This is a genomic window from Rhizobium sp. TH135 (assembly GCF_002855515.1).
In the GTDB taxonomy this organism is placed as follows: domain Bacteria; phylum Pseudomonadota; class Alphaproteobacteria; order Rhizobiales; family Rhizobiaceae; genus Allorhizobium.
Genome location: NZ_PKRP01000001.1, coordinates 751,346 through 774,906 on the forward strand (window position 1 = coordinate 751,346; position 23,561 = coordinate 774,906).

23 protein-coding genes are annotated in these 23,561 nt (G+C 62.8%); 13 read left to right on the plus strand and 10 right to left on the minus strand.

Going from position 1 to position 23,561, the window contains the following annotated elements; all coding sequences use genetic code 11:
* Positions 1-199 precede the first annotated feature (199 nt).
* Both kduI and C0V73_RS03605 read right to left on the minus strand, forming a co-directional pair.
* Positions 200-1,042, minus strand: coding sequence for a 5-dehydro-4-deoxy-D-glucuronate isomerase (kduI, locus tag C0V73_RS03600; RefSeq protein ID WP_102018928.1), 843 nt, complete (start codon positions 1,040-1,042; stop codon positions 200-202).
* 129 nt (positions 1,043-1,171) lie between these two features.
* Positions 1,172-2,083 (minus strand): AraC family transcriptional regulator, encoded by a 912-nt coding sequence (locus tag C0V73_RS03605; protein WP_102018594.1) that lies wholly within the window; start codon positions 2,081-2,083, stop codon positions 1,172-1,174.
* A 165-nt stretch (positions 2,084-2,248) separates the two neighbouring features.
* Between C0V73_RS03605 and C0V73_RS03610 the strand changes: the two genes are divergently transcribed.
* From C0V73_RS03610 to C0V73_RS03640, 7 genes are all read left to right on the plus strand, one after another.
* Positions 2,249-3,655: an alpha-galactosidase gene (locus C0V73_RS03610; RefSeq protein ID WP_102018929.1), complete on the plus strand. Its 1,407-nt coding sequence runs from the start codon at positions 2,249-2,251 to the stop codon at positions 3,653-3,655.
* Positions 3,652-4,536: a sugar ABC transporter permease gene (locus C0V73_RS03615; RefSeq protein WP_102018595.1), complete on the plus strand. Its 885-nt coding sequence runs from the start codon at positions 3,652-3,654 to the stop codon at positions 4,534-4,536. Before C0V73_RS03610 ends, C0V73_RS03615 begins: the two co-directional genes overlap by 4 nt.
* A gap of 136 nt (positions 4,537-4,672) precedes the next feature.
* Entirely contained in the window at positions 4,673-5,449 is a 777-nt protein-coding gene (locus C0V73_RS03620) for a carbohydrate ABC transporter permease (RefSeq protein WP_348627169.1), read from the plus strand.
* A 4-nt stretch (positions 5,450-5,453) separates the two neighbouring features.
* Positions 5,454-6,566 carry an ABC transporter ATP-binding protein gene (locus C0V73_RS03625; protein ID WP_102018596.1) on the plus strand — a complete coding sequence of 371 codons (1,113 nt, stop codon included), beginning with the start codon at positions 5,454-5,456 and terminating at the stop codon, positions 6,564-6,566.
* 34 nt (positions 6,567-6,600) lie between these two features.
* Entirely contained in the window at positions 6,601-7,857 is a 1,257-nt protein-coding gene (locus C0V73_RS03630; protein ID WP_102018597.1) for an ABC transporter substrate-binding protein, read from the plus strand.
* A gap of 11 nt (positions 7,858-7,868) precedes the next feature.
* Complete coding sequence (locus C0V73_RS03635; RefSeq protein WP_102018598.1) at positions 7,869-9,380, plus strand: glycoside hydrolase family 28 protein; 1,512 nt, start codon at positions 7,869-7,871, stop codon at positions 9,378-9,380.
* Between the two features lie 6 nt (positions 9,381-9,386).
* Positions 9,387-10,520 carry a glycoside hydrolase family 88 protein gene (locus C0V73_RS03640; protein WP_102018599.1) on the plus strand — a complete coding sequence of 378 codons (1,134 nt, stop codon included), beginning with the start codon at positions 9,387-9,389 and terminating at the stop codon, positions 10,518-10,520.
* A 54-nt stretch (positions 10,521-10,574) separates the two neighbouring features.
* On the opposite strand, the gene C0V73_RS03645 is transcribed toward C0V73_RS03640, so the two are convergent.
* Positions 10,575-12,989 carry a DUF2309 domain-containing protein gene (locus C0V73_RS03645; protein WP_102018600.1) on the minus strand — a complete coding sequence of 805 codons (2,415 nt, stop codon included), beginning with the start codon at positions 12,987-12,989 and terminating at the stop codon, positions 10,575-10,577.
* Positions 12,990-12,993: 4 nt separating this feature from the next.
* A complete protein-coding gene (locus C0V73_RS03650; protein WP_172450056.1) occupies positions 12,994-14,568 on the minus strand; it encodes a proton-conducting transporter membrane subunit in 1,575 nt (524 codons plus the stop codon).
* Between the two features lie 133 nt (positions 14,569-14,701).
* Here C0V73_RS03650 and C0V73_RS03655 point away from each other — a divergent pair, with 133 nt between their 5' ends.
* The 5 genes from C0V73_RS03655 to C0V73_RS03675 all read left to right on the plus strand — a co-directional run bounded on the left by C0V73_RS03655 (position 14,702) and on the right by C0V73_RS03675 (position 18,002).
* On the plus strand, positions 14,702-15,598 hold the full coding sequence (locus C0V73_RS03655; RefSeq protein ID WP_102018602.1) for a LysR family transcriptional regulator: 897 nt from the start codon (positions 14,702-14,704) through the stop codon (positions 15,596-15,598).
* A 45-nt stretch (positions 15,599-15,643) separates the two neighbouring features.
* A complete protein-coding gene (locus tag C0V73_RS03660; protein WP_102018603.1) occupies positions 15,644-16,633 on the plus strand; it encodes an FAD-dependent oxidoreductase in 990 nt (329 codons plus the stop codon).
* A 3-nt stretch (positions 16,634-16,636) separates the two neighbouring features.
* Positions 16,637-17,068 (plus strand): DUF3429 domain-containing protein, encoded by a 432-nt coding sequence (locus C0V73_RS03665; protein WP_102018604.1) that lies wholly within the window; start codon positions 16,637-16,639, stop codon positions 17,066-17,068.
* Between the two features lie 110 nt (positions 17,069-17,178).
* Positions 17,179-17,811, plus strand: coding sequence for a sigma-70 family RNA polymerase sigma factor (locus C0V73_RS03670; RefSeq protein WP_102018931.1), 633 nt, complete (start codon positions 17,179-17,181; stop codon positions 17,809-17,811).
* Positions 17,808-18,002: a zf-HC2 domain-containing protein gene (locus C0V73_RS03675; protein ID WP_102018605.1), complete on the plus strand. Its 195-nt coding sequence runs from the start codon at positions 17,808-17,810 to the stop codon at positions 18,000-18,002. Before C0V73_RS03670 ends, C0V73_RS03675 begins: the two co-directional genes overlap by 4 nt.
* Here C0V73_RS03675 and C0V73_RS03680 read toward each other — a convergent pair whose 3' ends face one another.
* From C0V73_RS03680 to pcaD, 5 genes are read right to left on the minus strand one after another with little or no spacing between them, the layout of a single operon-like run.
* Entirely contained in the window at positions 18,003-19,052 is a 1,050-nt protein-coding gene (locus C0V73_RS03680; RefSeq protein WP_102018606.1) for a 3-carboxy-cis,cis-muconate cycloisomerase, read from the minus strand.
* Between the two features lie 19 nt (positions 19,053-19,071).
* On the minus strand, positions 19,072-19,686 hold the full coding sequence (gene pcaG, locus C0V73_RS03685) for a protocatechuate 3,4-dioxygenase subunit alpha (protein WP_102018607.1): 615 nt from the start codon (positions 19,684-19,686) through the stop codon (positions 19,072-19,074).
* Positions 19,686-20,435 carry a protocatechuate 3,4-dioxygenase subunit beta gene (pcaH, locus tag C0V73_RS03690; protein ID WP_102018608.1) on the minus strand — a complete coding sequence of 250 codons (750 nt, stop codon included), beginning with the start codon at positions 20,433-20,435 and terminating at the stop codon, positions 19,686-19,688. The genes pcaG and pcaH overlap by 1 nt, the downstream gene beginning before the upstream one ends.
* Positions 20,428-20,847, minus strand: a complete 420-nt coding sequence (gene pcaC, locus C0V73_RS03695; protein ID WP_102018609.1) for a 4-carboxymuconolactone decarboxylase — start codon at positions 20,845-20,847, stop codon at positions 20,428-20,430. Before pcaC ends, pcaH begins: the two co-directional genes overlap by 8 nt.
* Positions 20,840-21,652, minus strand: coding sequence for a 3-oxoadipate enol-lactonase (gene pcaD, locus C0V73_RS03700; protein ID WP_102018932.1), 813 nt, complete (start codon positions 21,650-21,652; stop codon positions 20,840-20,842). Before pcaD ends, pcaC begins: the two co-directional genes overlap by 8 nt.
* A gap of 97 nt (positions 21,653-21,749) precedes the next feature.
* On the opposite strand from pcaD, the gene pcaQ reads away from it, so the two are divergent.
* Positions 21,750-22,673, plus strand: a complete 924-nt coding sequence (pcaQ, locus tag C0V73_RS03705; protein ID WP_102018610.1) for a pca operon transcription factor PcaQ — start codon at positions 21,750-21,752, stop codon at positions 22,671-22,673.
* A 5-nt stretch (positions 22,674-22,678) separates the two neighbouring features.
* Here the strand turns inward: pcaQ and C0V73_RS03710 are convergent, their stop codons facing one another.
* On the minus strand, positions 22,679-23,440 hold the full coding sequence (locus tag C0V73_RS03710) for an IclR family transcriptional regulator (RefSeq protein ID WP_102018611.1): 762 nt from the start codon (positions 23,438-23,440) through the stop codon (positions 22,679-22,681).
* Between the last annotated feature and the right edge of the window lie 121 nt (positions 23,441-23,561).

The window sequence follows — 23,561 nt, forward strand, 5'->3', positions numbered from 1 at the left end:
ATGGAGAATGGGCAAGGAAGACTAATATGACCTTAATGAGACAGGTCAGATTGACGTCCGGGAAGCGGTATCAGCGACACCGGAACCTCAACGGAATGCGCAACTTTAAATCGAAAATCGCAACGCAAGACGGCACGCGAGATGGACGATCCCGCATGCCACAAGAATGTGTATGACCGGTATGATGAACTGGTCGAGCTCAGCGCATGTCTTCGATGGCCACCGGATCCACGTCGGTATAGTCGACATTGTCGCCGGCCATGGCCCAGATGAAGGAATAATTCGCCGTTCCCGCACCCGAATGGATCGACCAGCCGGGCGACAGCACCGCTTCCTCGTTCTTCATGATGATGTGGCGCGTCTCGTCCGGCTCGCCGAGCAGGTGGAAGACGCGCGTCTTTTCCGCCATGTCGAAATAGAGATAGGCCTCCATGCGCCGGTCATGGATGTGACACGGCATGGTGTTCCAGACGGAACCCTTGGCGAGGCTGGTCATGCCGACCACGAGCTGGCAAGTTTTCACGCCCTCCGGGTGCACGAACTGGAAGATCGAGCGCTCGTTGCTGGTTTCCTGCGCTCCAAGATCGAGCCGCTTGGCATCGCCGATACCGATATGGCGGGCCGGATGGCGGGTATGGGCAGGCGCACTCAAGAGGTAGAACTTCGCCGGCTGCTCGGACGACACAGATGAGAAGCTGACCGAGGAGCCCATGCCGGCATAGACCATGTCGCGGTTGCCGGCCTCGAACCTTTCGCCATCAACCGTCACGACCCCTGCGCCACCGATATTGACCGCAATCATCTCACGGCGCGCCAGAAGCTCCGGCGTGCCGGCCGGCTTGATCGTTTCAAGCGACAACTCCGACGTGACGGGCACGGCGCCACCGACGATCATGCGGTCATAATTGGTGTAGTGCAGCTGGATGCGTCCAGGCACGAAGAGCGGCGGCAGCAGGAAATTCGACCGCAATTCGTCCGTGCCGAAGCCGGCAGCGGTCAAGGGGTCCACGGCGAAGCGATTGGTGAAGTCGGTGTGCGACATCATTCCTCCCATACATGTTATTTCAACTTATCATACATGTTGGAAATTGCACAGCAAGGAGAAAATCTCAGTGCGCTGGCCGAAAAGCCGCCTCTAGGATCTGCTTCGCTGTAACTCATAAGACAGGTTTTAGGGGCGCAGCAGCGGATACACGACCTGCCCGTCTTCTTCACCACGCGGAAAGGCCCCTTCCCGGTTGCGGCGTTCCGCTTCGCGATAGCCCTGCGGGCTGATGCCGATATAGCGCTTGAACATCCGGGAAAAATAATAGGCGTCCGTATAGCCAGAAATGGCAGCTGCCCGCTTCACCGTGCATCCGCCGGCCAGCAACCCCATGGCGCGCTCCATGCGCTTGAACTCCTGAAACTTGTCCATGGTCCAACCGACGCGCTTGCGGAATTCACGCTTGAAATAATCCGGATTGTACGGCGCTGCGGCCAGCACCTGTTCGCTGATTGCCTCGTTCAGCGGGTCGGCTGCGATCTGGCTGGCGGCCACCATGATCGCAAGCGAGAGCTGATCCGGATTGGCAACCGTACCGACGGATTGCTCGCGCCACCGGACGAAAGCCTGCTCGATGAATTCGATGAGCAGGAACATGAAGACATGATGCTGCTGCAGCGTCGTCGAATAGGGCGGCGCCGTCTCGCGGAAATGCCGGACCACCTTTTCCAGCATGTCCCAACGGGCAAGCTTCACCGAAAGCGCCAGATCCATTTGCGCAATCAGGTCGAGGCGACCGAAGAGATCGAGCGTGAAATGCTGCGCGATGCCCGTATAGGCCTCGACAGAAGCCGACCGCCCGACAAACCGCGTGCCGGCTGGTAGAAGCATGGCAGAGCCCGGCTCAAGCTCTACCGTCTGTCCCTCGACCTCATAGATTCCGCGACCGCTGAGGCAGATCACGAGATCATGCACCCGGTTCGACTTGTCGATCGACCAGGTCTGCGAATGCTGCATCCGGATGGTCGAGCGGGTCAGGTTCAGCGCGAGTGCCTGCATTGGAATGCCGGTGAGAACGCTACCTTCAGTTTCGTCCATCATTTTTCCCCTATTTGTCGATTTCCGCGCGAGACCAATTGGGGGGATATTAGCCACAGGAGCGGCCCTTTTGGGAAGGCCGGGAGGATATCAGGAGGAGAAGGGACGTCGGCCAGACGGGCAGCCTTGTGGGCCGCCGCAAAGCCGCAGCCCTTGAATGTTGCGATGCAGAAAACGGAATACACGCGCTCGGTCACCATCGCCTATATCGGCGGCGGCTCGCTCAACTGGGCGACGAAACTGATGGGCGACCTGGCCCAGGACGGCACCGTTCCGGCAACCGTCCGGCTCTACGATCTCGACCATGCCGCCGCCGAGCGCAATGCCCGCATCGGCAACCGCTATGCCACCCGCAGCGACGCACGCGCACGCGTCACCTACTCAGCCGAGCGGACGCTCGAGGCCGCCCTTGCCGGTGCCGACATCGTGATAATCTCGATCCTGCCAGGCTCCTTCGAGGACATGGCGAACGACATCGCGATCCCCGAGCGCTACGGCATCCGTCAGTCGGTCGGCGACACCGTCGGACCCGGCGGTTTTGTCCGCGCCATGCGGGCAATACCGATGATCGCCGAGATCGGCCGCGCCATCGCCCGCCATTGCCCTGAGGCTTACGTCTGCAACCTGACAAATCCCATGTCGGTGCTGACGGGCACGCTCTATGCCGTCTTCCCGGAAATTCGTGCATGGGGCTCCTGCCACGAGGTCATCAAGACCCGCAAGATCATGGCCTATCTGGCCAACCGTCGGGCTGGCGAGGTTCTCTACGGCTATCGCGACGCCCAAGTGAATGTTCTCGGCATCAACCACTTCACCTTCGTCGATCGAGCTGCCGTCGGCGGCGTCGACATGATGCCGGCCTATCTCGATTTCGCCCGCGAGCATCTCGCCACGGGCTGGCGGGAATCCCCGCTCGATCAGGCCAACGAGCACGACCGCTACTTCACAGACAGTTTCCGCGTGAAGTTCGATCTCTCGCTCCGCTTCGGCATCGCCGCGGCCGCCGGTGATCGCCATCTCGTCGAGTTCCTGCCCCAGGCGTGGTATCTCGATGATCATGCCGCATGGAAATTCGGCCTCACCCCCGTGGAGTTCCGGATGCGCGAGCGAAAGCAGAAAGTCGATCACGCGGAGGCGCTCGACAAGGGAGCCGCCCTGCCGCCGGCCCTGGCCTCCGACGAGGCCATCGTCGAGCAGATCAAGGCGCTCCTCGGTGGGCCCGAGCATGTGAGCAACGTCAATCTGCCGAACCGGGGGCAACTTGCTGGGTTCGCGGAAGGCACCATCGTCGAAACCAATGCCCGCTTCAGCCCACTCGGCGTACAGCCCGTCGTCGCAGGGCGATTGCCGCAGGCGATTGAGCTGCTCGCCCGGCCCCATGCTGACCGGCAGAACGCCCTCGTCGCAGCGGTCCTTTCCGATGACGTCGACGCTCTTCTGCCACTCTTTATCTCGGACCCGCTCGTCGCCGCCCTGCCCCAGGACAAGGCGAAGCGCCTCTTCCGCGAGATGGTGACAGCAACCCAGCATCGCCTGCCCGAAACGCTGAGCAGAGCCGGAGGTGCCGCATGAGCGGAGACAGCCGTTACCTCGGGCTCCTCTACCTGGCGCCTTACATCATCGGGCTGCTGATCTTCACGGCGCTGCCCTTCGTCGTCTCGCTCTATCTGAGCTTCACCGACTACAATCTCATGAGCGCGCCGATCTTCACCGGCTTCGACAACTATGTCAGGCTCTTCACCGGCGATAGGACCTTCCGCAAGTCGCTCTGGGTGACCCTCATCTACGTCTTCACGACGGTGCCACTGAAGCTGATTTTCGCGCTCTTCGTCGCGGTGATCCTGAACTACAAGCTGAAGTTCATCAACGTTTACCGCACGGCCTTCTACGTGCCCTCGATCCTCGGCGGCTCGATAGCGATCGCGGTTCTCTGGCGCTACATGTTCGCCGATGTTGGCCTGGTCAATATGGGGCTGGCGATGATTGGCCTCGAACCCGTCAACTGGTTCGGCGATCCGACCAATGCGCTCTTCACCATCACGCTACTGCGTCTCTGGCAGTTCGGCTCCGCCATGGTGATCTTCCTCGCCGCCCTCCAGAGCATCGACAAAAGCCTCTATGAGGCAGCCGCCATCGATGGCGCCGGCAAGTGGAAGAGCTTCGTCCACATCACCCTGCCGCTGATCACGCCTGTCATCTTCTTCAACCTGATCATGCAGATGGTCCAGGCCTTCCAGGAGTTCAACGGCCCCTACATCATCACGCAGGGCGGCCCGTTGAAGGCCACCTATTTCCTGCCGATCTACATCTATGACGAAGCCTTCAAGCGCTTCGACATGGGCTATGCCTCGGCCATCGCCTGGGTGCTCTTCGTCATCATCATGGCGCTCACCCTCATCGCCTTCTGGTCTTCGCGCCACTGGGTCTACTACGCCGGCGACAAGCGGAGCTGATCACATGACCGACCACGCCCTCACCCCCTATGCCACAGGCTTCGACGAAGTCGACAAGGCCCATCGCCGCGATCTGCGCCGTCAGAAGATCACCACTGTCTTCCGCTACGCCGTGCTGACGCTGGTCGGCCTGATCATGATCTATCCGCTGGTCTGGCTGATCGGCGCGTCGTTCAAGACCAACTCCGAGATCTTCGCCAATCCGGGCTTCTGGCCGGAAAACCCGACCGCGGACGGCTATATCCGCGGCTGGCAGACCTCGACGCCCTATTCCTTCGGCACCTTCTTCCTGAACACGCTGTGGATCGTTCTGCCGAAGATCATTGGCACGGCGATTTCCTGCACGGCCGTCGCCTATGGCTTCGCCCGCTTCGACTTCCCCTTCAAGAAGCTGCTCTTCGCGACGTTGATCGCGACGCTACTGCTGCCGAATGTCGTCACCCGCATTCCCCAATACCTGCTCTTCCGCGATCTCGGCTGGCTCGATACCTATCTGCCGCTCTGGGTCCCCTCAGCCTTTGCCGGCGACGCCTTCTTCGTCTTCATGCTGGTGCAGTTCCTGCGCGCCATCCCACGTGACATGGAGGAAGCCGCCCGCGTCGACGGGGCCAATACCTGGCAGGTGCTGGTTTTCATCGTCATCCCGCTCCTGATGCCGGCCCTGATCTCGGTCTGCCTCTTCCAGTTCATGTGGACGATGAACGATTTCTTGGGACCGCTCATCTACATCTCCTCCGTCGACAAGTTTCCCGTCTCCCTGGCGCTGAAACTCTCGATCGATACGACGGAGGCCTTTGAATGGAACCGGGTGCTCGCGATGTCGGTGCTGACGCTGTTGCCAGCCCTCACCGTCTTCTTCCTCGCCCAGAAATACTTCATCGACGGCATCTCCGCCGGCGGCATCAAGGGATAAAACAATGGCCCGGTTGCAACTGAAAAACCTCGAAAAAGACTATGGCGCCTTCCGTGCCGTGCACGGCATCAACCTCGATGTCGAAGACGGCGAGTTCATGGTTCTGGTCGGCCCTTCCGGCTGCGCGAAATCGACGACACTGCGCATGATCGCCGGCCTGGAAAGGATCACCGGCGGCGAGATCCGCATCGGCGGCGAGCTCGTCAACGACCGCGCCCCCGGCGATCGCGGCATCTCCATGGTCTTTCAGAATTACGCGCTCTATCCGCACATGAAGGTGAAGAAGAACCTCTCCTTCTCCATGCGCCTCAAGCGCCGCCCCCAGGCTGAAATCGACGAAGCGACCGACAAGGTGGCGGGCACGTTGGAGATCGGCGCCCTGCTCGACCGGTTGCCGAAGCAACTCTCCGGTGGCCAGGCCCAGCGCGTCGCTGTTGGCCGCGCGCTGATCAAGAAGCCGCAGGTCTTTCTCTTCGACGAGCCGCTGTCGAACCTCGACGCCAAGCTGCGCGCCTCGATGCGCGTGCGCATCACCGACCTGCACAAGCAGCTGAAGGCCGACGGCATGGCGGCGACCGTCATCTACGTCACCCACGACCAGACGGAAGCCATGACCATGGGCGACCGGATCTGCGTCATGAAGGACGGGCACATCATGCAGGTAGCCGATCCGGTGACGCTCTACAACCGCCCGGCCAATGCCTTCGTGGCCGGCTTCATCGGTAGTCCGGAAATGAACCTGATTGCGGCAGAGCTCACCGGAAACGGAGAACTCGTCACTGCCGGCCAGACGCTCTCGATCATGGATGGCCTCGCCCAGCGGCTGCATCGCGATGCCGCGCGTGAGGTCACCATCGGCATACGCCCACAGCATCTGAAGATCGCGCCGCCTGAAACGCCGGGCACGCTGTCCGGGCGCATCAGCCATGTCGAGTTCATGGGCCACGAAGTCTATCTCTATGTGGATATCGGCGGCGAGCGCGTCATCGCCGTCGTCCCCTCCAGCCAGTACGACCGGTCCGCGATCCGCGACAACCGCGTCTGGCTGAGCCCGGACATCCGGTCCACGCACATCTTCAACCGCATGACGGGCGAGAACATCTCGCTCGCCGACTGAAAGCCGTCATCGTTCAAACTTGGGAGGAGCTAGAATGAGAACCTTGATCATGACCGCCGCACTTCTTGCGGCAACCAGCCTGAGCACTGCCTATGCCGCCGATTTGCGCATGTCCTGGTGGGGCAGCGACGACCGCCATATCGCCACGCAGGAAGCCTTGAAGCTCTGCGGCGGCAAGTTCGGTCACACTGTTGCGCCCGAGTTTACCGGCTGGACCGGTCACCAGGAGAAGATCACGACGCAGCTCGCCGGCCGCACCGAAGCCGACATCATGCAGATCAACTGGCCATGGCTGCCGATCTTCTCGAAGAACGGCGACGGCTTTGTCGATCTCAACGAGTTCAAGGACGTGATCGACCTCAGCCAGTGGTCGGAGACGGACCTAAAGGGCGGCACAGTCGAGGGCAAGCTGAACGGCCTGCCCGTTTCGACCACCGGCCGCGTCTTCATGTTCAACAAGACCACCTATGACAAGGCAGGCCTCGCAATCCCGACCACCTGGGACGAACTGCTCGCCGCAGCCCCGGTCATGAAGGAAAAGCTCGGCCAGGATTACTATCCCTTCGAAGGCACAGCTCTCGACGCCCGCCTCGTCGTGATCCTGCGCACCACGCAGAAGACCGGCAAGGACCTGATCGATCCGGCGACCAACCAGGTTGCCTGGACCGTGGAGGAACTGGCCGATGGCCTGAAGTTCTACCAGACGATGGTCGACAACGGCGTCATCAAGTCCTGGAAGGACGTAGCCGCCGGCGGCAATGCGCCGCTGCATGAGAACCCGGCCTGGGCCAGCGGCAAGATCGCCGGGACCTATCAGTGGGACAGCACCTACGGCAAGATCTCCGGTCCGATGGAAGAGGGCCAGCAACTCGTGCCCGTGAAGCTCCTGCAGATCGAGGGCGCAACGACCGAAGGCGTCTACCGCAAGCCCTCGATGCTGCTCGCCATCTCCAAGAACAGCAAGGAGCCGAAGGCGGCCGCCGAGATCGTCAACTGCCTGCTGAACGATCCGGAAGCGATCAAGATCCTCGGCGCAACCCGTGGCGTGCCCTCCAGCAAGGTGGCGCTCGACGAACTGACCAAGGCAGGCTCGATCAAGCCGGTGCAGGTCGAGGCGAACAAGATCGTGCTGGAAAGCAACGGCGTCGGCGTCTCACCGCTCAACGAGCATCCCCGCGTGACGGAAGCCTTCGACAGCACCTTCGAAGCCTTCGCCTATGGCCAGGTCTCCGCCGAAGACGCGGCCGCCGAGATCATCGACGGCATCAACAGCGCGCTGACCGGCATCTGAGGAGGACGATCTTGACCGACGGCCCCATCCAGCTGCTGCACCTGTCGTCGAGGACGGCAGCACTCACGATCGAGGCGGACGCACATCTGTTCGCCCTCGACCGGGCGTTGCCCTGGGTGCTGCAGCTGGATGACGGCACGACGGTCAAGACCGGCAGCGCGACCTCGGTCGTGCTGTGCATCGACGGTCTCGAACCGGACAACGAGTACCGGTTCTCGACCGCGATCGGTGGCATCACCTTTCGAACACGCGACGAGACGGCCCTGGTCGATATCCGCGACCACGGCGCGCGACCAGACAGCAAGGACAATACCAAGGCGATCCAGTCCGCGATCGCCGCGGTGCCGGCGGGTGGAACACTCCGGCTGCCCGCCGGCTCCTGGACTTCAGGCCCGCTTTTCCTGAAGAGTGACATGACGCTGCTGATCGAAGACGGCGCGGCTCTGCAAGACATCGGCACCCGCGAGCGGCGCCCGATCCTATCCGCCCGGCATCCGGACGGACGCGTGCTCGGCACCTGGGAAGGGGTCGCGGAAGCCTGTTTCGCCAGCCTGCTCAACGCAATCGATTGCGACAACCTGACGATCTGCGGCAAGGGTATCGTTGATGGCGGCGGCGACCGTGGCGACTGGTGGACCTGGCCAAAGGAAACCCGCGACGGAGCCCGGCGCCCACGCACGATCTTCCTGCCCGGCTGCCGTCATCTGACCATGGCCGGCATCACGGTGCAGAATTCCCCCTCCTGGACCGTCCATCCAGTGCTCTGCGAGGATGTTCTCGCGGCAGGACTGACGATCCGCAACCACCCTGACAGCCCGAACACCGACGGGCTGAACCCCGAATCCAGCCAGAACATTCGCCTTGTTGGCCTCGACATTTCGGTTGGCGACGACTGCGTGGCGGTCAAGGCCGGCAAGCGCGATCCGCGCGGCGGTCCGGATCGGCCGACCCGCAATGTCGAGATCCGCAACTGCCTGATGCAACGCGGCCATGGCGCCGTGGTCATGGGCAGCGAGATGAGCCAGGGGATCAGCGACGTCACCATCAGTCGCTGCCATTTCATCGGCACGGACCGAGGCCTGCGCATCAAGACCCGGCGTGGCCGTGGCGGCACCGTGTCCAACATCAGCGTCCATGACTGCCGCATGGAGCACGTCGCGACCCCGATCGCCGTCAACGCCTTCTATTTCTGCGATGCCGATGGACGCTCCGATTATGTCCAGTCCCGGATCGCCCTGCCCGTCTCCGTGACCACGCCGAAGATCGAGGGCATCGACATCCGCAATCTCGAGGTTTCAGGCGCCGAGACGGCGGCTGCCGTCTTCTACGGTCTTCCGGAATCGACCATCGACGCTGTGTCGATCGACGGCATGCACATTGCCTACAGCGCAGATGCGAAACCCGCCGTGCCGGAAATGGCCTGCCATCTGCCGGAACTGCGCCACGCCGGCATCATTGCCGAAAACACGAGGTTCAGTCGTCTGACGCGCCTCTCACCCGCTTCCATTCACCCGGACCCATGAAGACCGATGCTGATCTCCTATTTCGACGACTACGCTCGCGACTACGAACCCTACAAGGCCGGTGCCTGGTGTTATGAGGATGGATGCCTCTATCGCGGCCTGATCACGCTGCATGAGGCGACGGGAGACCGGCGCTGGCTCGACCATCTGACCCGTCTGATCGATGCGCAGGTGGATGCCGACGGCGGTCTTGCCGACTACCGGATTACTGAATTCAACATCGACAACATTCTGCCAGGCCGGGCATTGTTCTACCTCCATCGCCTGACGGGACAGGTCCGTTATCTGGAGGCCGCCAAGCTGCTTGGCCGGCAACTCACCCATCACCCCCGCATCGGAAGCGGCCCCTATTGGCACAAGCTGCGCTACCCGCATCAGGTCTGGCTGGATGGCCTATACATGGCCATGCCTTTCAAGGTCGAGCTTGGCCTGGCACTCGGTGACCAGCGCCTCGTGGACGACGCGATCGCCCAGTTCAACACGGCGCTCGACCTGACATTCGACACAGCCTCCGGCCTCTATCGCCACGGCTACGACGAGTCGCGCCTGCAGGACTGGGCCGATCCCGACACCGGTCTCTCGCCCGCCCGTTGGGCGCGCTCCATCGGTTGGCTCGCCATGGCCTTCGTTGACGTGATCGAGCATCTGCCGGAGGGCAATAACCGCCGCGACCTCTCGGCCCGGCTGGCAGCGCTCAACGATCGGCTTGCCGCGCTGGTGACCAAAGATCATCGCTGGTTGCAGGTGATCGATGCACCGGACGCCAGCAACAACTACCCTGAAAGCTCGGCAACGGCCATGTTCGCCTACGCCCTGCAAAAGTCCGAACGGTTGGGGGTCGACCGCCATGCGTCCCTCGGGCGATCCGCGCTGCAGGCGCTTGCCGATCATGAGGTTCGACCCGTCGAGGGCGGACGGCGTCAGTTGCAGAACATCTGCTGCGTCGCGGGTCTCGGCCCTTTCCAGGGCATCTATCGCGACGGAAGCATCGCATACTATCTCACCGAAGCCATCCGGCCGGATGACATCAAGGGTGTCGGTCCGCTGATGATGGCTGAGGCCGAGCGTCTGCTTGCGAGCGGCAAGACCGCATCGCATGTGTCGGAGGCGTCGCGGCTCCAGACCGCCAGCGCTGTCTGACAGGCAACTGGTCACCGCCGACGCAAAAGGCCGGCGGCTTCCACTTTTCCCATTTCAGCTCGCGGCCTTTTGCTCGACGTCAGATGCCGCACTCGGACGGGTATCCGTCCAGCCGAGATTGCCGGCATAGCGCCAGGCCATCTGCCCCTGCTCGTCGAGCGTGAAGAGATGCAGCCAGCCATTGTCGAAGAGGGCGCGCACCTGGGCATGCCGCTTCAGGATGTCTGAAATCGCCTCCTTCGGCGCATCGACGGCGACCGTCAGTCGAAGCGGCTCGTGGACGAAATTCTCCCCGTCATGCACCGACTGCCAGGGAAGCCCGGCGCGCAGGTTCCCGCCATTGCCCTCGACGACCCCGATACCGCCGACGACATTGTGCAACAGCTTGTTGCCAGCTCCGAAGAGCGAGGGCGCAACCGACGAGCCGAAGTATTGCAGGCTGATCCAACTCGCGACGACCACGGGAGCCGTCAGGATGAGTTCGAGGATCTTGAAGCCCTCGTCCTTCTTCCACACATAGTCGTGCAGGAAGGCCTGGCCTTCCAGTGAGCGACCAGCCGTCCGTGAGCGCGGTGCCGCGATAAAGGCGCGGCAACCGGCAAGCCCGAGTTCTGGGCGAACTTCTGACCAGTCCTTGCTGCGCTCGATGACACGGTCAGCGGTCGCCCGCGGCAGACGCCGCGCCCGCTCTGCCCGCGTCAGGCTGCCGGCCTGGGCGAGCCACTGGCGGATCCGAACGATGTCTTCAGGCAGAATATCGTTCTCAAGGTCGTCCTCAAACAGCGTCACGCTATCAGTCGTCGTGTCATGCAGGCCACCGAGGAAGACAGTATCGGCCGGGATGCTGATCCCGTTCCCCGCCAGCTTTTCCCGCACGGCGCGGTCGTTCAAGAGATCGGCCAGCAGCCGCGCGTTGACGTCACCCGCATACCCGCCACAGGCACCGCAGTGAAGCGCACTGGCATAGGGGTTGTTGACCACATTCGCCCCATGGCCGGAGATCAGCACAAAGCGGCCGAACCCTTCCGTCAGCGACATCGCTTTCAGCACCGTTTCGGCGACCACGGCGCGGGTATCCAGATCAAGGCTCGGCGCAAAGCGGGGCTTTGCGGCGTCAGGACCCTTGCCCTTGCCGAAGCCGAGACCATCACGCAGCAGCTTGCCGGCATAAACAGGCCCCATTGCCTCGACGAAGGCGAAGGAGGACACGGCGGCCAGCTTGAACCGGCCCCAGGCACGGGTCGCGCGCGCGCTGAACCGCGCCTGCTGATCGGCATCCTCGTCATGATCGACAGCACTGCAGCTGAACACGGAGGGCTTCAGGAGAACCGGCAGACGATGCTCTGATACGTCGGAGGCAAAGCCTTTGTGGCTGGCACCCAGACCGAAGAAACCGGCAAAGCCGAGTGTGCGAACAGCAGGATCAACGCTTTCGATCGCGCGGCGGAAGACTTCCGAGCGCACGTCGATGCAGAAGGCCGCCTGCAGCACTGGCCGCAACTCGGCAACCTTGATCGGCGCGGGTGCAGCAAGCGTAGCCGCAAGCTTCCGCTGCGCCGCCCGCTCGGCAGCGACCTGCAGCAACCCGTCGATGACGGTGTCGAAGTCAGGGCTGACCGGCTCGACATGGCTCCGCCGCACCTGCTGCCACTCACTCTCGATGGCGGCCTTGTGACGCGCATAGAGCGCCTCTTCGAAGACCAGCCTGATCGCCAGCAGCTCAAGCGCCGTGGTGTCCGTGCGTCCCTCGACCTCGGCCTTGAACTGGATGTGGCGCGCATACTGCGCCCAGCCGCCGACGGTCAGCAGCAGTTGGTGGAAATAGGTGCCGGGCTCAGCACCGAGGCCGAGCGAAACGGCCGCCCGCTCAATCGCCCCATGCGGCGTCTCCGGCGTTTCATCGACATGGATGCTGAAGCCCTTCAGCCCCAAGATCTCAGGCGTCAGGTCATGGGTCGCAAAGGCACGCCAGGCAGCGTAGAGACCGTTGCGCCGGGAAGCGGCCCAAAGCGCCTGGCCCTGATCGAAGAAACCGGCTGCAAAGGTGCCGATCCGCTCGGAGACGAGCCCCGGCCAATCCTTGCCCGTGGCCCGCGCGGCAAGTTCCGCGATCGTTGGGAGTGCTGCCACCGGCTGCGGCTCCTCGGCGACGGCAGCTTTCAGCGCCTGCAAGTCGATGCGGTTGAAGAGCGTGCTCGACTGAAGTGCGGCGACCAGATCTTCATCGATGATCTCGCCCTTGGCGATCTGGTCGGCATAATACTTGCGCGGGAGAGCAAGCCTGACGCCACCGATCCGGGCGAGCCGGGCTGCGGTGTTGTCCAGCGTTTCGCTGATCTGGCCGAGGAAGGGATTGACGGCGACGGTCGCCGTCAGCGGCCAGGCCGGCGGGATCGCCCGCACGGCCTGATCTGCCGCCCGGGCAAGGGCTTCGCCATGCAAGGTGTCAATCGTGGTCATCTCGGTCATCGGTTCACTCCTTCACGGAAGCAGGCGTTGCGGAGGTGGTGCGCGGAAGCGTCCAGCCACCGAGCAGGCGATCGAAGAGGGCATTGACGTAGAGGCCGTTGGCGAGATGGACGCGCAGGCCCGCCGCTGCCGGATGATAGGCCCAGAGCGGGAAGAGCGACTGAGCGACCGCCACCACGCCGAAGGTGACGACGGCGAGCAGCATCAGTGTCCATTCGAGCGGCCCGGGCTGTGGGGTCGCGGGCAGCGTGCCAAGCATCAGCTTGTCGGAAATACGCTGCAGGGCGAAGTAGGCCGTGGCCGCCGAGATCGCGTAGAGCGAGGTCCGCCAGGTGAGCGCCCGGGGAGCCGCATCCGCCAACCCTTGTGCAATGAGATAGGCGACGCCGAAGATCAGGATCGCACCGAGTGCCAGCGCCTGCGGCGGCTTGTCGGCAAAGCCGAAGAGCACACCGATGACGGCATAGATGGCCAGCGCCAGCAGGAAGGCACGCCCGACCGCCTTGGCATTCGGTATCGCGACCGGACCGGGACGCTTGATCGAGGCGACCGTCTCGATGGCGGAGCCGGAGGCGAGGAAGGCATGAGCCTTGTAAAGCGAATGGGCGACGATGTGCAGAAGCGCGATCGGGAACAGTGCCAGACCACACTGCAGGATCATGAAGCCCATCTGCGCGACCGTGGACCAGGCGAGCGAGGTCTTCACCGCCGACTGCGTGAGCATCACGAGGCTGCCGAAAAGGGCCGTGAAGCCACCGACCATGACCAGCACCGCAAGCACCACCGGCGCCTGCAGCATGACATCGGCAAAGCGGATCAGCAGGAAACCGCCGGCATTGACGACGCCAGCATGCAACAGGGCGGAAACCGGGGTCGGCGTTTCCATGACTTCGGTGAGCCAGCCATGGGTCGGGAACTGGGCGGACTTCAGAAGTGCCGCGATCGCCAGCAGGGCTGCGGCGGCAATCGTCAGCGGCAGCCCCTCGCCCTCGCGGGCCGCGGCGAGAATGGTGGCGATATCGCCGGTGCCGAAGGAGATGGCGAGCAGGATGACAGCGCCGATCAGGGCGGCATCACCGGTGCGCGAGACGATGAATTTCTTGCGCGCGGCCCGCTGGGCAGCAATCCGCTCGGGATAGAAGAGCAGCAGCTGATGCAGGAGCAGGCTGGTCGCGACCCAGCCGACAACGAGCTGGAGCAGCGTGCCCGACTGTACGAGGAGCAGGACGGCAGCGAGGGTCGCCGTCATCCAGCCGGTGAACGGACCCTGCCGCTCTTCCCCGTCGAGGAATGTGCCGGCATAGCGCAGCACCACCCAGCCGATGAAGGACACGAGCAGCAGCATTACCAGGCTGACAAGATCAAGCCGCGAGGCAAGTGCGAAGTAGCTATAGCCGATGGCAGGACTGGTTCCCGGCCCCTGCAGCACCAAGACAACAGCGGAAAGCCCTGCGACGAGGATCGAACCGAGGGCAGCGAATTCGGCAATGCGGATCGCCTGACGCGGGCGAAGCCCGGGTGCCTGGAAGGCACAGAGCGAAGCACCGGCAAGCAGCAGCGGCGCGAGAAGCGGCAACATATGGATCACTAGATGTCTCCGGTCTGGGCCGCTGCTTGGGAGGAGGCAGCGGCGATCTCACAGACCTGTTATCAGCGGCGTGATCGCAATAAAAATTCATTGTTTCTCTAAATTCGTTCTATAAAATAGAACTATGTCCGAGCTGAACTATCATCACCTCCGCTATTTCCGCGCCGTCGCCCATGACGGGAACCTGACCCGCACGGCCGAGCGGCTGAACCTGTCGCAATCGGCGCTCTCGATCCAGATCAAGCAACTGGAGGAGCGGTTGGGCCATTCTCTCTTCGAGCGTCGCGGCCGACAGCTCTATCTGACAGAAGCCGGCCGCATCGCGCTCGACCATGCCGACACGATCTTCTCGGCCGGCGAGGAACTGGTCGAGACGCTGAAGGAAACCGGGAGGACACGCCGCGCCATCCGTATCGGCGCGCTTGCAACGCTCTCCCGCAACTTCCAGATGGAGTTCCTGCGTCCGATCCTCGGACGCTCCGACGTCGACATGATCCTGCGCTCGGGCAGCACCAGCGAGTTGTTGGGCGCGCTCGAAGCCCTCAACCTCGACATCGTTCTGCTCAACCAGGCGCCGATGGCCGACTCGGTGACACCCTTCATCGCCCAACACGTCTACCAGCAGCGGGTCAGTCTCATCGGCAGACCGTCCTACGGCAAACCGGGCGCCAAGCTTGCCGACCTGCTGGGCGAGCATCCCGTCATCCTGCCGACGCTGGAAAGCGGCGTGCGCTCGCAGTTCGAAGCACTCGTCGCGCGCCTCGGCATCACGCCGCAGATCGCCGCCGAAGTGGACGACATGGCGATGATGCGTCTTCTCGCCCGCGAAGGTGCGGGCCTTGCCGTTCTGCCGCCGATCGTTGTCAAGGGCGAGCTTGAAGCCGGCACGCTGGTCGAATTCGACGCCCTGCCCGGCATGATCGAATCCTTCTATGCCGTGACCGTGAAGCGTCGCTTTCCGAACCCGCTCATCCGGCCACTGCTGGAAGCGAGCGAAGACGGCAAATCCACCACCGCCTGAACCGCGTAAAGCAGAGGCGCGCCAAGCGCTTGAGAGAGGGATTGCGTGAAGACGTCCATTGCCATCATCGGAGCCGGGATCGCCGGCATAACGCTCGCGCGGGCGCTAACCCCGTCAGCCGACGTCACCGTTTTCGAAAAGAGCCGAGGCCTCGGCGGCCGGATGGCAAACCGCCGCCGGGAGGGCTTTGCCTTCGACCATGGCGCCCAGTATTTCACCGCCCGCTCGCCGGCATTCCGGTCGGTTGCGGAACGTGCCATCAAGACGGGTCATGCCGGCATCTGGCCGAAGGCGGTGCACACGCTCAGGGCCGACGGATTGGTGGCCGACAGCCGCCCACCGGAGCCGCGCTATATCGGGCTGCCTGGCATGAGCGGGTTTGCGAACGGATTGGCCGAGGGCCTTCAGATCCGCAAGGAAGCGACGGTTGCCGCCCTCAAGCCTGCCGAACATGGTTGGTCACTCACCGATAGCGAAGGCCAGGATCTCGGTAGTTTCGATCTTGTACTTTCCACCGCCCCGGCACCACAAACCATCCGCCTGTTGCCCGAGGCATTTTCAGACTGCGAAGCGCTGGCCCGTGTCCGCATGAGCGGCTGCTTCACCCTGATGATCGGCCTCGACGAGCCCCTGCATCTCGGCTTCGATGCCGCCCGCATCGAGGATGACGTCTTGAGCTGGATCGCCATCGAGGGCAGCAAGCCCGGCCGCGGAGAGAAAGAGGCGCTCACCATCCACAGCCGCAATGATTGGGCCGAGTCAAACCTGGAACGCGACCGCGACGAGGTGAAATCGGAAATGCTCGCCTCACTGAAGCGCCTGCTTGGACGGGACTTCTCGAACGCCGCCTGGCTGGATATGCACCGCTGGCGCTACGCCAATGTGGACCAAGCCGCTGACCAACCGTATCTCTTCGATGAAGCCCTCGGCCTCGGCGCCTGCGGCGACTGGTGCCTCGGCAACCGCGTCGAGGCAGCGGTCGAAAGTGCGACGGCCCTGTCGGAACGACTGATCACACGCCTGCATGGAGCCTGACCGATGTATCGCGATCCCGCGCTCACCAAACTCCTGACCTATGCCGGCGCCCTGCCCTTTTGGGCGGTGGGGCTGGCCCAGGTGCTCGGCTACCAGCCCGCACTCGCCGCGCAAGCCTTCATCGCCTACGGAACCGGCATAGCCTGCTTCATGGCCGGCACGCTCTGGAGCCAGGCTCAGATCCGCGCTCAGGATCCACGGCTCATGCTGATCGTGAGCAATGTCGCGGCCCTCGCTGCCATTGGCGGGGTTCTGGCCTATCCTTACATCCCGGCTTTGACGATGGCGCTGCATGTGGGGGTATTTCTGGTCCTGCTTGCCGCCGATCTCGGCATCCACCGCAAAGGCGACCAACCCGCCTGGTATCTGGCGCTCCGGCGCAACGTCACGCTGCTGGTAATTGCCGCCTATGCCGTGGCGATGATCCTGACATGAGATTTTTTCTGCGCGACCTGTAAGATGGCGCTGAAAGCCGCGACCAAATGAAGGCGTGCTGTGTTGCGCGCCGGGTCTTGGCAGGCGCGGGCAATGTCCGGGGGATCACGATGGTAAATGCGGGCGAGCAGGAATTGAACGGCGGAAACGGTGCAGCCGCGCCGTTTCTGGCCGATGCGATGTATATGGCGGAGCTGCGTCAACGCATGTTGAGTTTCGCAAGCCTCCAGCTTGCCGATCCCGGCCTTGCCGAAGATGCCGTCCAGGAAGCGCTCGCCGGCGCACTTCGCAATGCCAAGGCCTTTGCGGGACGGTCTGCCTTTCGCACCTGGGTCTTCGCCATCCTGCGCAACAAGATCGCCGACCAGATCCGCTTCAAGCGCAAGCAGTCGCAGATGATCGCCATGCCGCTCGGACATTTTCCGGATGAGGATGAGCCGCGCTACTTCGATGTCAAGGGTCACTGGGTTCCGGAAAACCGCCCGAGCGACTGGGGCAATCCGGAAGTCGAACTACTCGGCAAGGACTTCTGGCGCGTTTTCGAGGCCTGCCTCGATCATTTGCCCCCCGACCAGGGCCGCGTTTTCATGATGCGGGAATTCGTCGAGATGGACACGGAAGAAATCTGCGCCGAGATCGGCATCACCACCACCAACATGCATGTCCTGATGCACCGCGCGCGGCTTCGTCTGCGCAACTGCCTGCAAGGACACTGGTTCGCGCCGGAGGCGACATTGTCATGATGTGCGAAAACGCAACGAAGCTCGCCTCGGACGAACTCGACCGACGTCTGTCGCTTGGGGAAACAGTCGGCCTGCGTCTGCATCTCTTCAAATGCGGCGCATGTTCGGGCTTCGTCCGGCAAATCCAGATGATGCGCAAGGTCACCCGCCGCTACGTCGCGACCGATGCATCCGATCCGAACGAGGGCTGATCAACGCTCGCCGAGCTGTTCGATCGACTGCAGGACTTCAGTGCCAAGCCGCGTGGCGGCCCCCGTGGCGATTGCCATTTGCGGCAAGATCATCCATTCGAGCGTCCAGGCGGCGCCCGATCGCTCCTGCTCATGCACCAGGGCCTGATGCAGGCCTGAGATTTGCACGGCATTGAACCGGGCGAGCGTGACGAGAACTTCGGCCTTCACCGGGTTTCTCTTGTGCGGCATGGCGGACGAAGCACCGCCGCCGCCGATCACTGCCGTGCCATTGTCCGCCATCAGCGCCAGATCCTGGCCGATCTTGCCGAGGCTGCCAGTGATGAGGGAGAGGAGACCGCCTATCTCGGCAATTACGGCCCGCTGGCTGTGCCATTGGGGCCGGTCTGAGAGTTGAAGGAGTGTGGCGAGCCTTGTACGAACGAACGACGCCTTGTCTCCAAGCTTTTCGAGCGTGCCGGCAGCGCCGCCGAACTGAAGCGGCAGACCGGCTTTCAGCATGTCCTGAACAGCAGCCCGATGCGCGACGACCGGCCCCTTCCACGTGGCAAGTCGATCGGCAACCGTGATCGGAATCGCCGCCTGCATGCGCGTGCGCCCCATCAGGGACTGGGTGCCGAAGCGCGTCTCCAAACCGTCAAGCGACGAGATAATCGCCGCCAGACGCTGATCGAGGATTGAAAGCACAGCACCCAGCCGCAGCATCAGACCGGTATCGATGGCATCCTGGCTGGTCGCGCCGAAATGGAGATGTTTTCCGGCGTCGCCCAGTCCTGCACGCCACTGCCGCACGAGATCGGGGATAACAACACCGTCGCGTCCAATCGCCTGCTTCAGAGCGTCGAGATCGGCAACGAACGCCTCCGGCAGCGCCGCAATCTCTTCAGCGGATGCGCGCGGAATAAGCCCTTCGGCAGCCTCCGCCTCGGCAAGTGCCACCTCGAAACGCAGCATGGCCGAAAGCTCGGCTGCGGCCGAGAACTGAGCTCCGATTTCGTCATCGCCCAGAAGGCCGGACAGGATCGGATGGTCGAAGACGGATGCGGTCATACTGATCTTAAGGCCCTTCTCAGATGTCGAAGAAGACCGTCTCCTTCTCACCCTGCAGGTGGATGTCGAAGTGATAGGTCGAACCGTCCCGCTGTGCAATCAGCGTCGGCACGCGCACGCGGTGCTCGATGCGCGCGAGGATCGGATCCTCGGCATTGGCCGCCTCTTCGTCACCGAAATAGAGGCGCGTGTTGAGGCCGAGATTGATGCCGCGCGCGACGATCCAAAACGAGATATGCGGCGCCATAAGTCGTCCGTCCCGGAAGGGTACCCGGCCCGGCTTGATCGTCTCGAAGCGATATTCGCCGGTCGAGAGGTCACAAGGGCAGCGTCCCCAGCCAGTGAAGTTCGGATCGGCGCTGCCGCGCGTCTCGGACGGACTGTTGTAGAGACCCTCGGCATCCGCCTGCCAGATTTCGATCAGCGCGTCCTTGAGCGGCGTGCCCGAGCCATCGATGACGCGACCGGTCACAGTGATGCGCTCACCGCGCGTCTTGTCGTTGACCATGGTAGTGCCAAGATCAACCGGATAAACGCCCTTGATATCGGCGAAATTCGGCGTGAGGCCGATGTGGACGTAAGGGCCCGCCGTCTGCGAGGCGCTTTCCTTGAGGTAACCGAGATCCTGGACCATCAATTTCCCTCCATCCGGTTTTCGAACAAGGTCGAACGCCGTCCGCGCAACACCATATCGAACTTGTAGGCCCGCGCATCCATCGGGATGGTTGCCGACCAGTCGAGGGCTGCGACAAGCTGCTCGATCGCCGCACGATCCGGGATCGTCAGCACGATCGGACACTTCCAGATCATCGGATCGCCCTCGAAATACATCTGGGTGATCAGACGCTGCGAGAAGCCATGGCCGAAGATCGAGAAATGGATATGCGCCGGCCGCCAGTCGTTGACACCATTCGGCCAGGGATAAGGACCGGGCTTGATCGTGCGGAAGGCATAATAGCCGTTCTCGTCGGTGATCGTGCGCCCGCAGCCGCCGAAGTTCGGATCGAGCGGTGCGAGATAGCTTTCCTTCTTGTGGCGATAACGACCGCCGGCATTGGCCTGCCAGAACTCGAGGAGCGCGCCCGGAACCGGCCGTCCGCGCTCGTCGAGCACACGGCCATGCACGATGATCCGCTCGCCGATCGCGCTCTCGCCCGGCTTGGCGAAATTGTGGATCAGGTCGTTGTCGAGCTCACCCAGGATCGAGTGACCAAACACTGGACCTGTTATCTCGGACTTCGTGCCGTCGAGCGACAGCAGCGCCTTCTGCGGCGAGCGCAAGACGGAGGTCTTATAGGTTGGCGTATAGGCCGGCGGATGCCAGTTGCGGTCACGCGGGAAGAAGGCACCCGTCTCCGGCTTCTTGTTCGGCAGATCAGTCATGGCTCCCTCCCGCAGTCTCGCCCGCATCCATCTGTTCAAACACGTGTTTGGCGATCTTGAAAGCCCTGTTGGCGGCGGGAACGCCGGCATAGATGGCAACATGCATCAGCGCTTCGGTGATGTCCTCGCGGCTCGCCCCGGTATTGGCGGTGGCACGCACATGCATCGCCACTTCTTCGTCATGTCCGAGGGCCGCGAGCAGTGCGATGGTGATCATCGAGCGCTCGCGCGAGCTGATGGTTGGACGCGACCAGACGGTACCCCAGGCGCCCTCGGTGATCATTTCCTGAAACGGCTGATCGAAGGGAGTGGCCAAAGCCGAAGCTCGGTCGACATGGGCATCGCCCAGGACACGGCGGCGTGTCGCCATGCCCTGTCGATAGCGGTCAGAGGGGCTGCGGGCGTCAGCCATGGGATATATCTCCTGAAACGAGAGGCGCAAGAAAGGCCTCAATAACGGCGGTCAGCGCCTCCGGCTGTTCCACGCAAGGGATATGGCCGGCACCGGAAATGACTTCGTAGCGGGCCGAAGGAATGAGACGTGCCAGCGACAGGACCAGATCCGGCGGGGTCGCCCCGTCCTGATCGCCGACGACACAAAGGGTCGGCACAGCGATCTTGGTGGCGGCCACGGTGAAATCGGCATCGCGGATGGCGGCACAGGTGCCGATATAACCCTCGACGGGTTGGCGAAGCATCATGTTGCGATAACCGGGAAAGGCAGGATTGGAAGCATCGCGGAACGGGGCCGTAAACCAGCGTTCCATCACGCCATCGACAATGCCGGAAAGGCCATTCTCCTCGATCGCCTTGATCCGGGCAGCCCACATCTCCGACGTGCCGATCTTGTGGGCTGTATCGCAGAGGATGAGCGCCCGCACGAGATCCGGCCGGCGCGCATAGAGGCCCTGGGCGATCAGCCCGCCGACCGAAAGACCGCAGATCACCGCCTGCCGGACATTCAGATGCTCCAGAATGCCGATCAGGTCGTCGACATGGTCATCAATCGAATAGGGCGCCTCGCCGACATCCGACAGACCATGGCCGCGCTTGTCATAGGTGAGCAGCGGATAGTCGCCTGCCAAGCGCACCAGCACGTCACGCCAGATCCGGAAATCGGTTCCAAGCGAATTGATGAACACGATGACGGGACGCTGCGCCGGTCCGCCGATGACCTGGTAGTGCAGCGCCGCATCGTTGACCTGAACGAATTGCACGAATGTGTCCTCCACTGCCAGCATATTGCTTGCGCAGTTTGGTTAGGTAAAATGATGTTTTCGCCGCCACCCTTAACTGCAGAGTTATGATTCCACCATGATCGACAACAGGATCAAGTTTCGCCATCTGCAGACCTTCGTCGAGGTAGCACGCCAGAAGAGCGTGATGAAAGCGGCGGAAATCTTGCATGTCAGCCAGCCGGCCGTGACCAAGACCATCCGCGAGTTGGAAGAGGTCCTCGGCGTTGCCGTCTTCGAGCGCGACGGCCGCGGCATCCGCATCACCCGCTATGGAGAGGCCTTCCTGAAACATGCAGGTGCTGCCCTGACGGCGCTCCGCCAAGGCTTCGATTCCGTTTCACATGCGCTTCACGCCGATGCCCCGCCGATCCGGGTGGGCGCCCTGCCGACCGTCTCGACCCGCATCATGCCGCAGGCCATGACCCAGTTCCTCTCGGAAGACATTCCCGCCCGCATCAAGATCGTCACCGGCGAGAATGCCGTGCTGCTCGAACAATTGCGAGTCGGTGACCTCGATCTCGTCGTCGGCCGTTTGGCGGCACCCGAACAGATGACGGGCTTTTCCTTCGAACATCTCTATTCGGAGCAGGTGATTTTCTGCGTGCGCGCCGGCCATCCGCTACTCCAGCAGGGACCGGGCGTCTTTGCCGAACTGGAGCGCTATCCGGTCCTGATGCCGACCCGCGCCTCGATCATCAGACCCTTCGTCGAGCGCTACCTGATCGCCAACGGTATTTCCGCGCTGCCGACCCAGATCGAGACCGTCTCCGACAGCTTCGGCCGCGCCTTTGTTCGCTCGACCGATGCAATCTGGATTATCTCGGCTGGTGTCGTGGCAACCGACTTGGCGGACGGTACGCTGGCGGCTCTGCCAATCGACACCAGCGAAACCAAGGGACCGGTCGGCCTCACGGTCCGCGCCGATTCCGTACCCTCCATGCCGCTGGCTCTTCTGATGCGTACCATCAGAGACGTGGCAGCCGGCATCACGCCCGGCTGATCGGGTTACGGCAGAAGGGGCCGCAAGCCCACCTGCACCTCACGCAGCGCATCGAGACAATGCCCCGGCAGGGCCTCGGCCGATAACATGGCCGCCGGTGCGCCGACATTGATCGCCGCGACCACCTTGCCGCGCGCATTGCTGACCGGAACGGCGATCGAGCATAGCCCCATCTCCAACTCCTGATCGATCACGGCATAACCCTGCGCCCGCACCCGGCCGATTTCGGCGATCAGGTCCTGCGGGTCGGTGCGAGTCAGAGGCGTATGCGCCTTGATCTGGGAGGCAGCGAGGATGGTTGCTACCTCTGCATCGCTGAGCGTGGCCAGGAGAACGCGCCCCATCGAGGCGCTATAGGCAGGCAGCCGCGAACCGGGCATCAGGTTGATCGACATCACCCGCTTCTGAGCGGCGCGTGCAATGTAGACGATCTCCGTGCCATCCAGCACGGAAGCCGAGGCGCTATGCCCCAGCCGCTCCGACAGCCGGTCGAGGAAAGGTTGCACGATCGTCGGCAGCGGCGTCGCCGACAGCCAGGCATGGCCGAGCCGCAGGATCTTCGGCGTGAGCGCAAAGAATTTCCCGTCATAATCGGCGTAACCGAGCTGGGCCAGCGTCAGCAGGCAGCGCCGGGCCGTCGCCCGGTCGAGCCCGCTGATTTCGGCAGCCTCTGCGATGCTCAGCCGCTGGCGCTCCGGGCCAAAGGCCTCAATCACCCGCAGTCCCTTGGCGAAGCCACCCATCAGGTCGCGCTCTCCGACGGTCATCGACGCTCCCGTTTGTGCGATTATCGAACAAATATCAAATATCGCACAAATTTCTTGCTGTCGATGCCGTGAGGGACATATTTGTGGACAGAAGACAGCGGCTGGACCGCTGCCCGAGGAA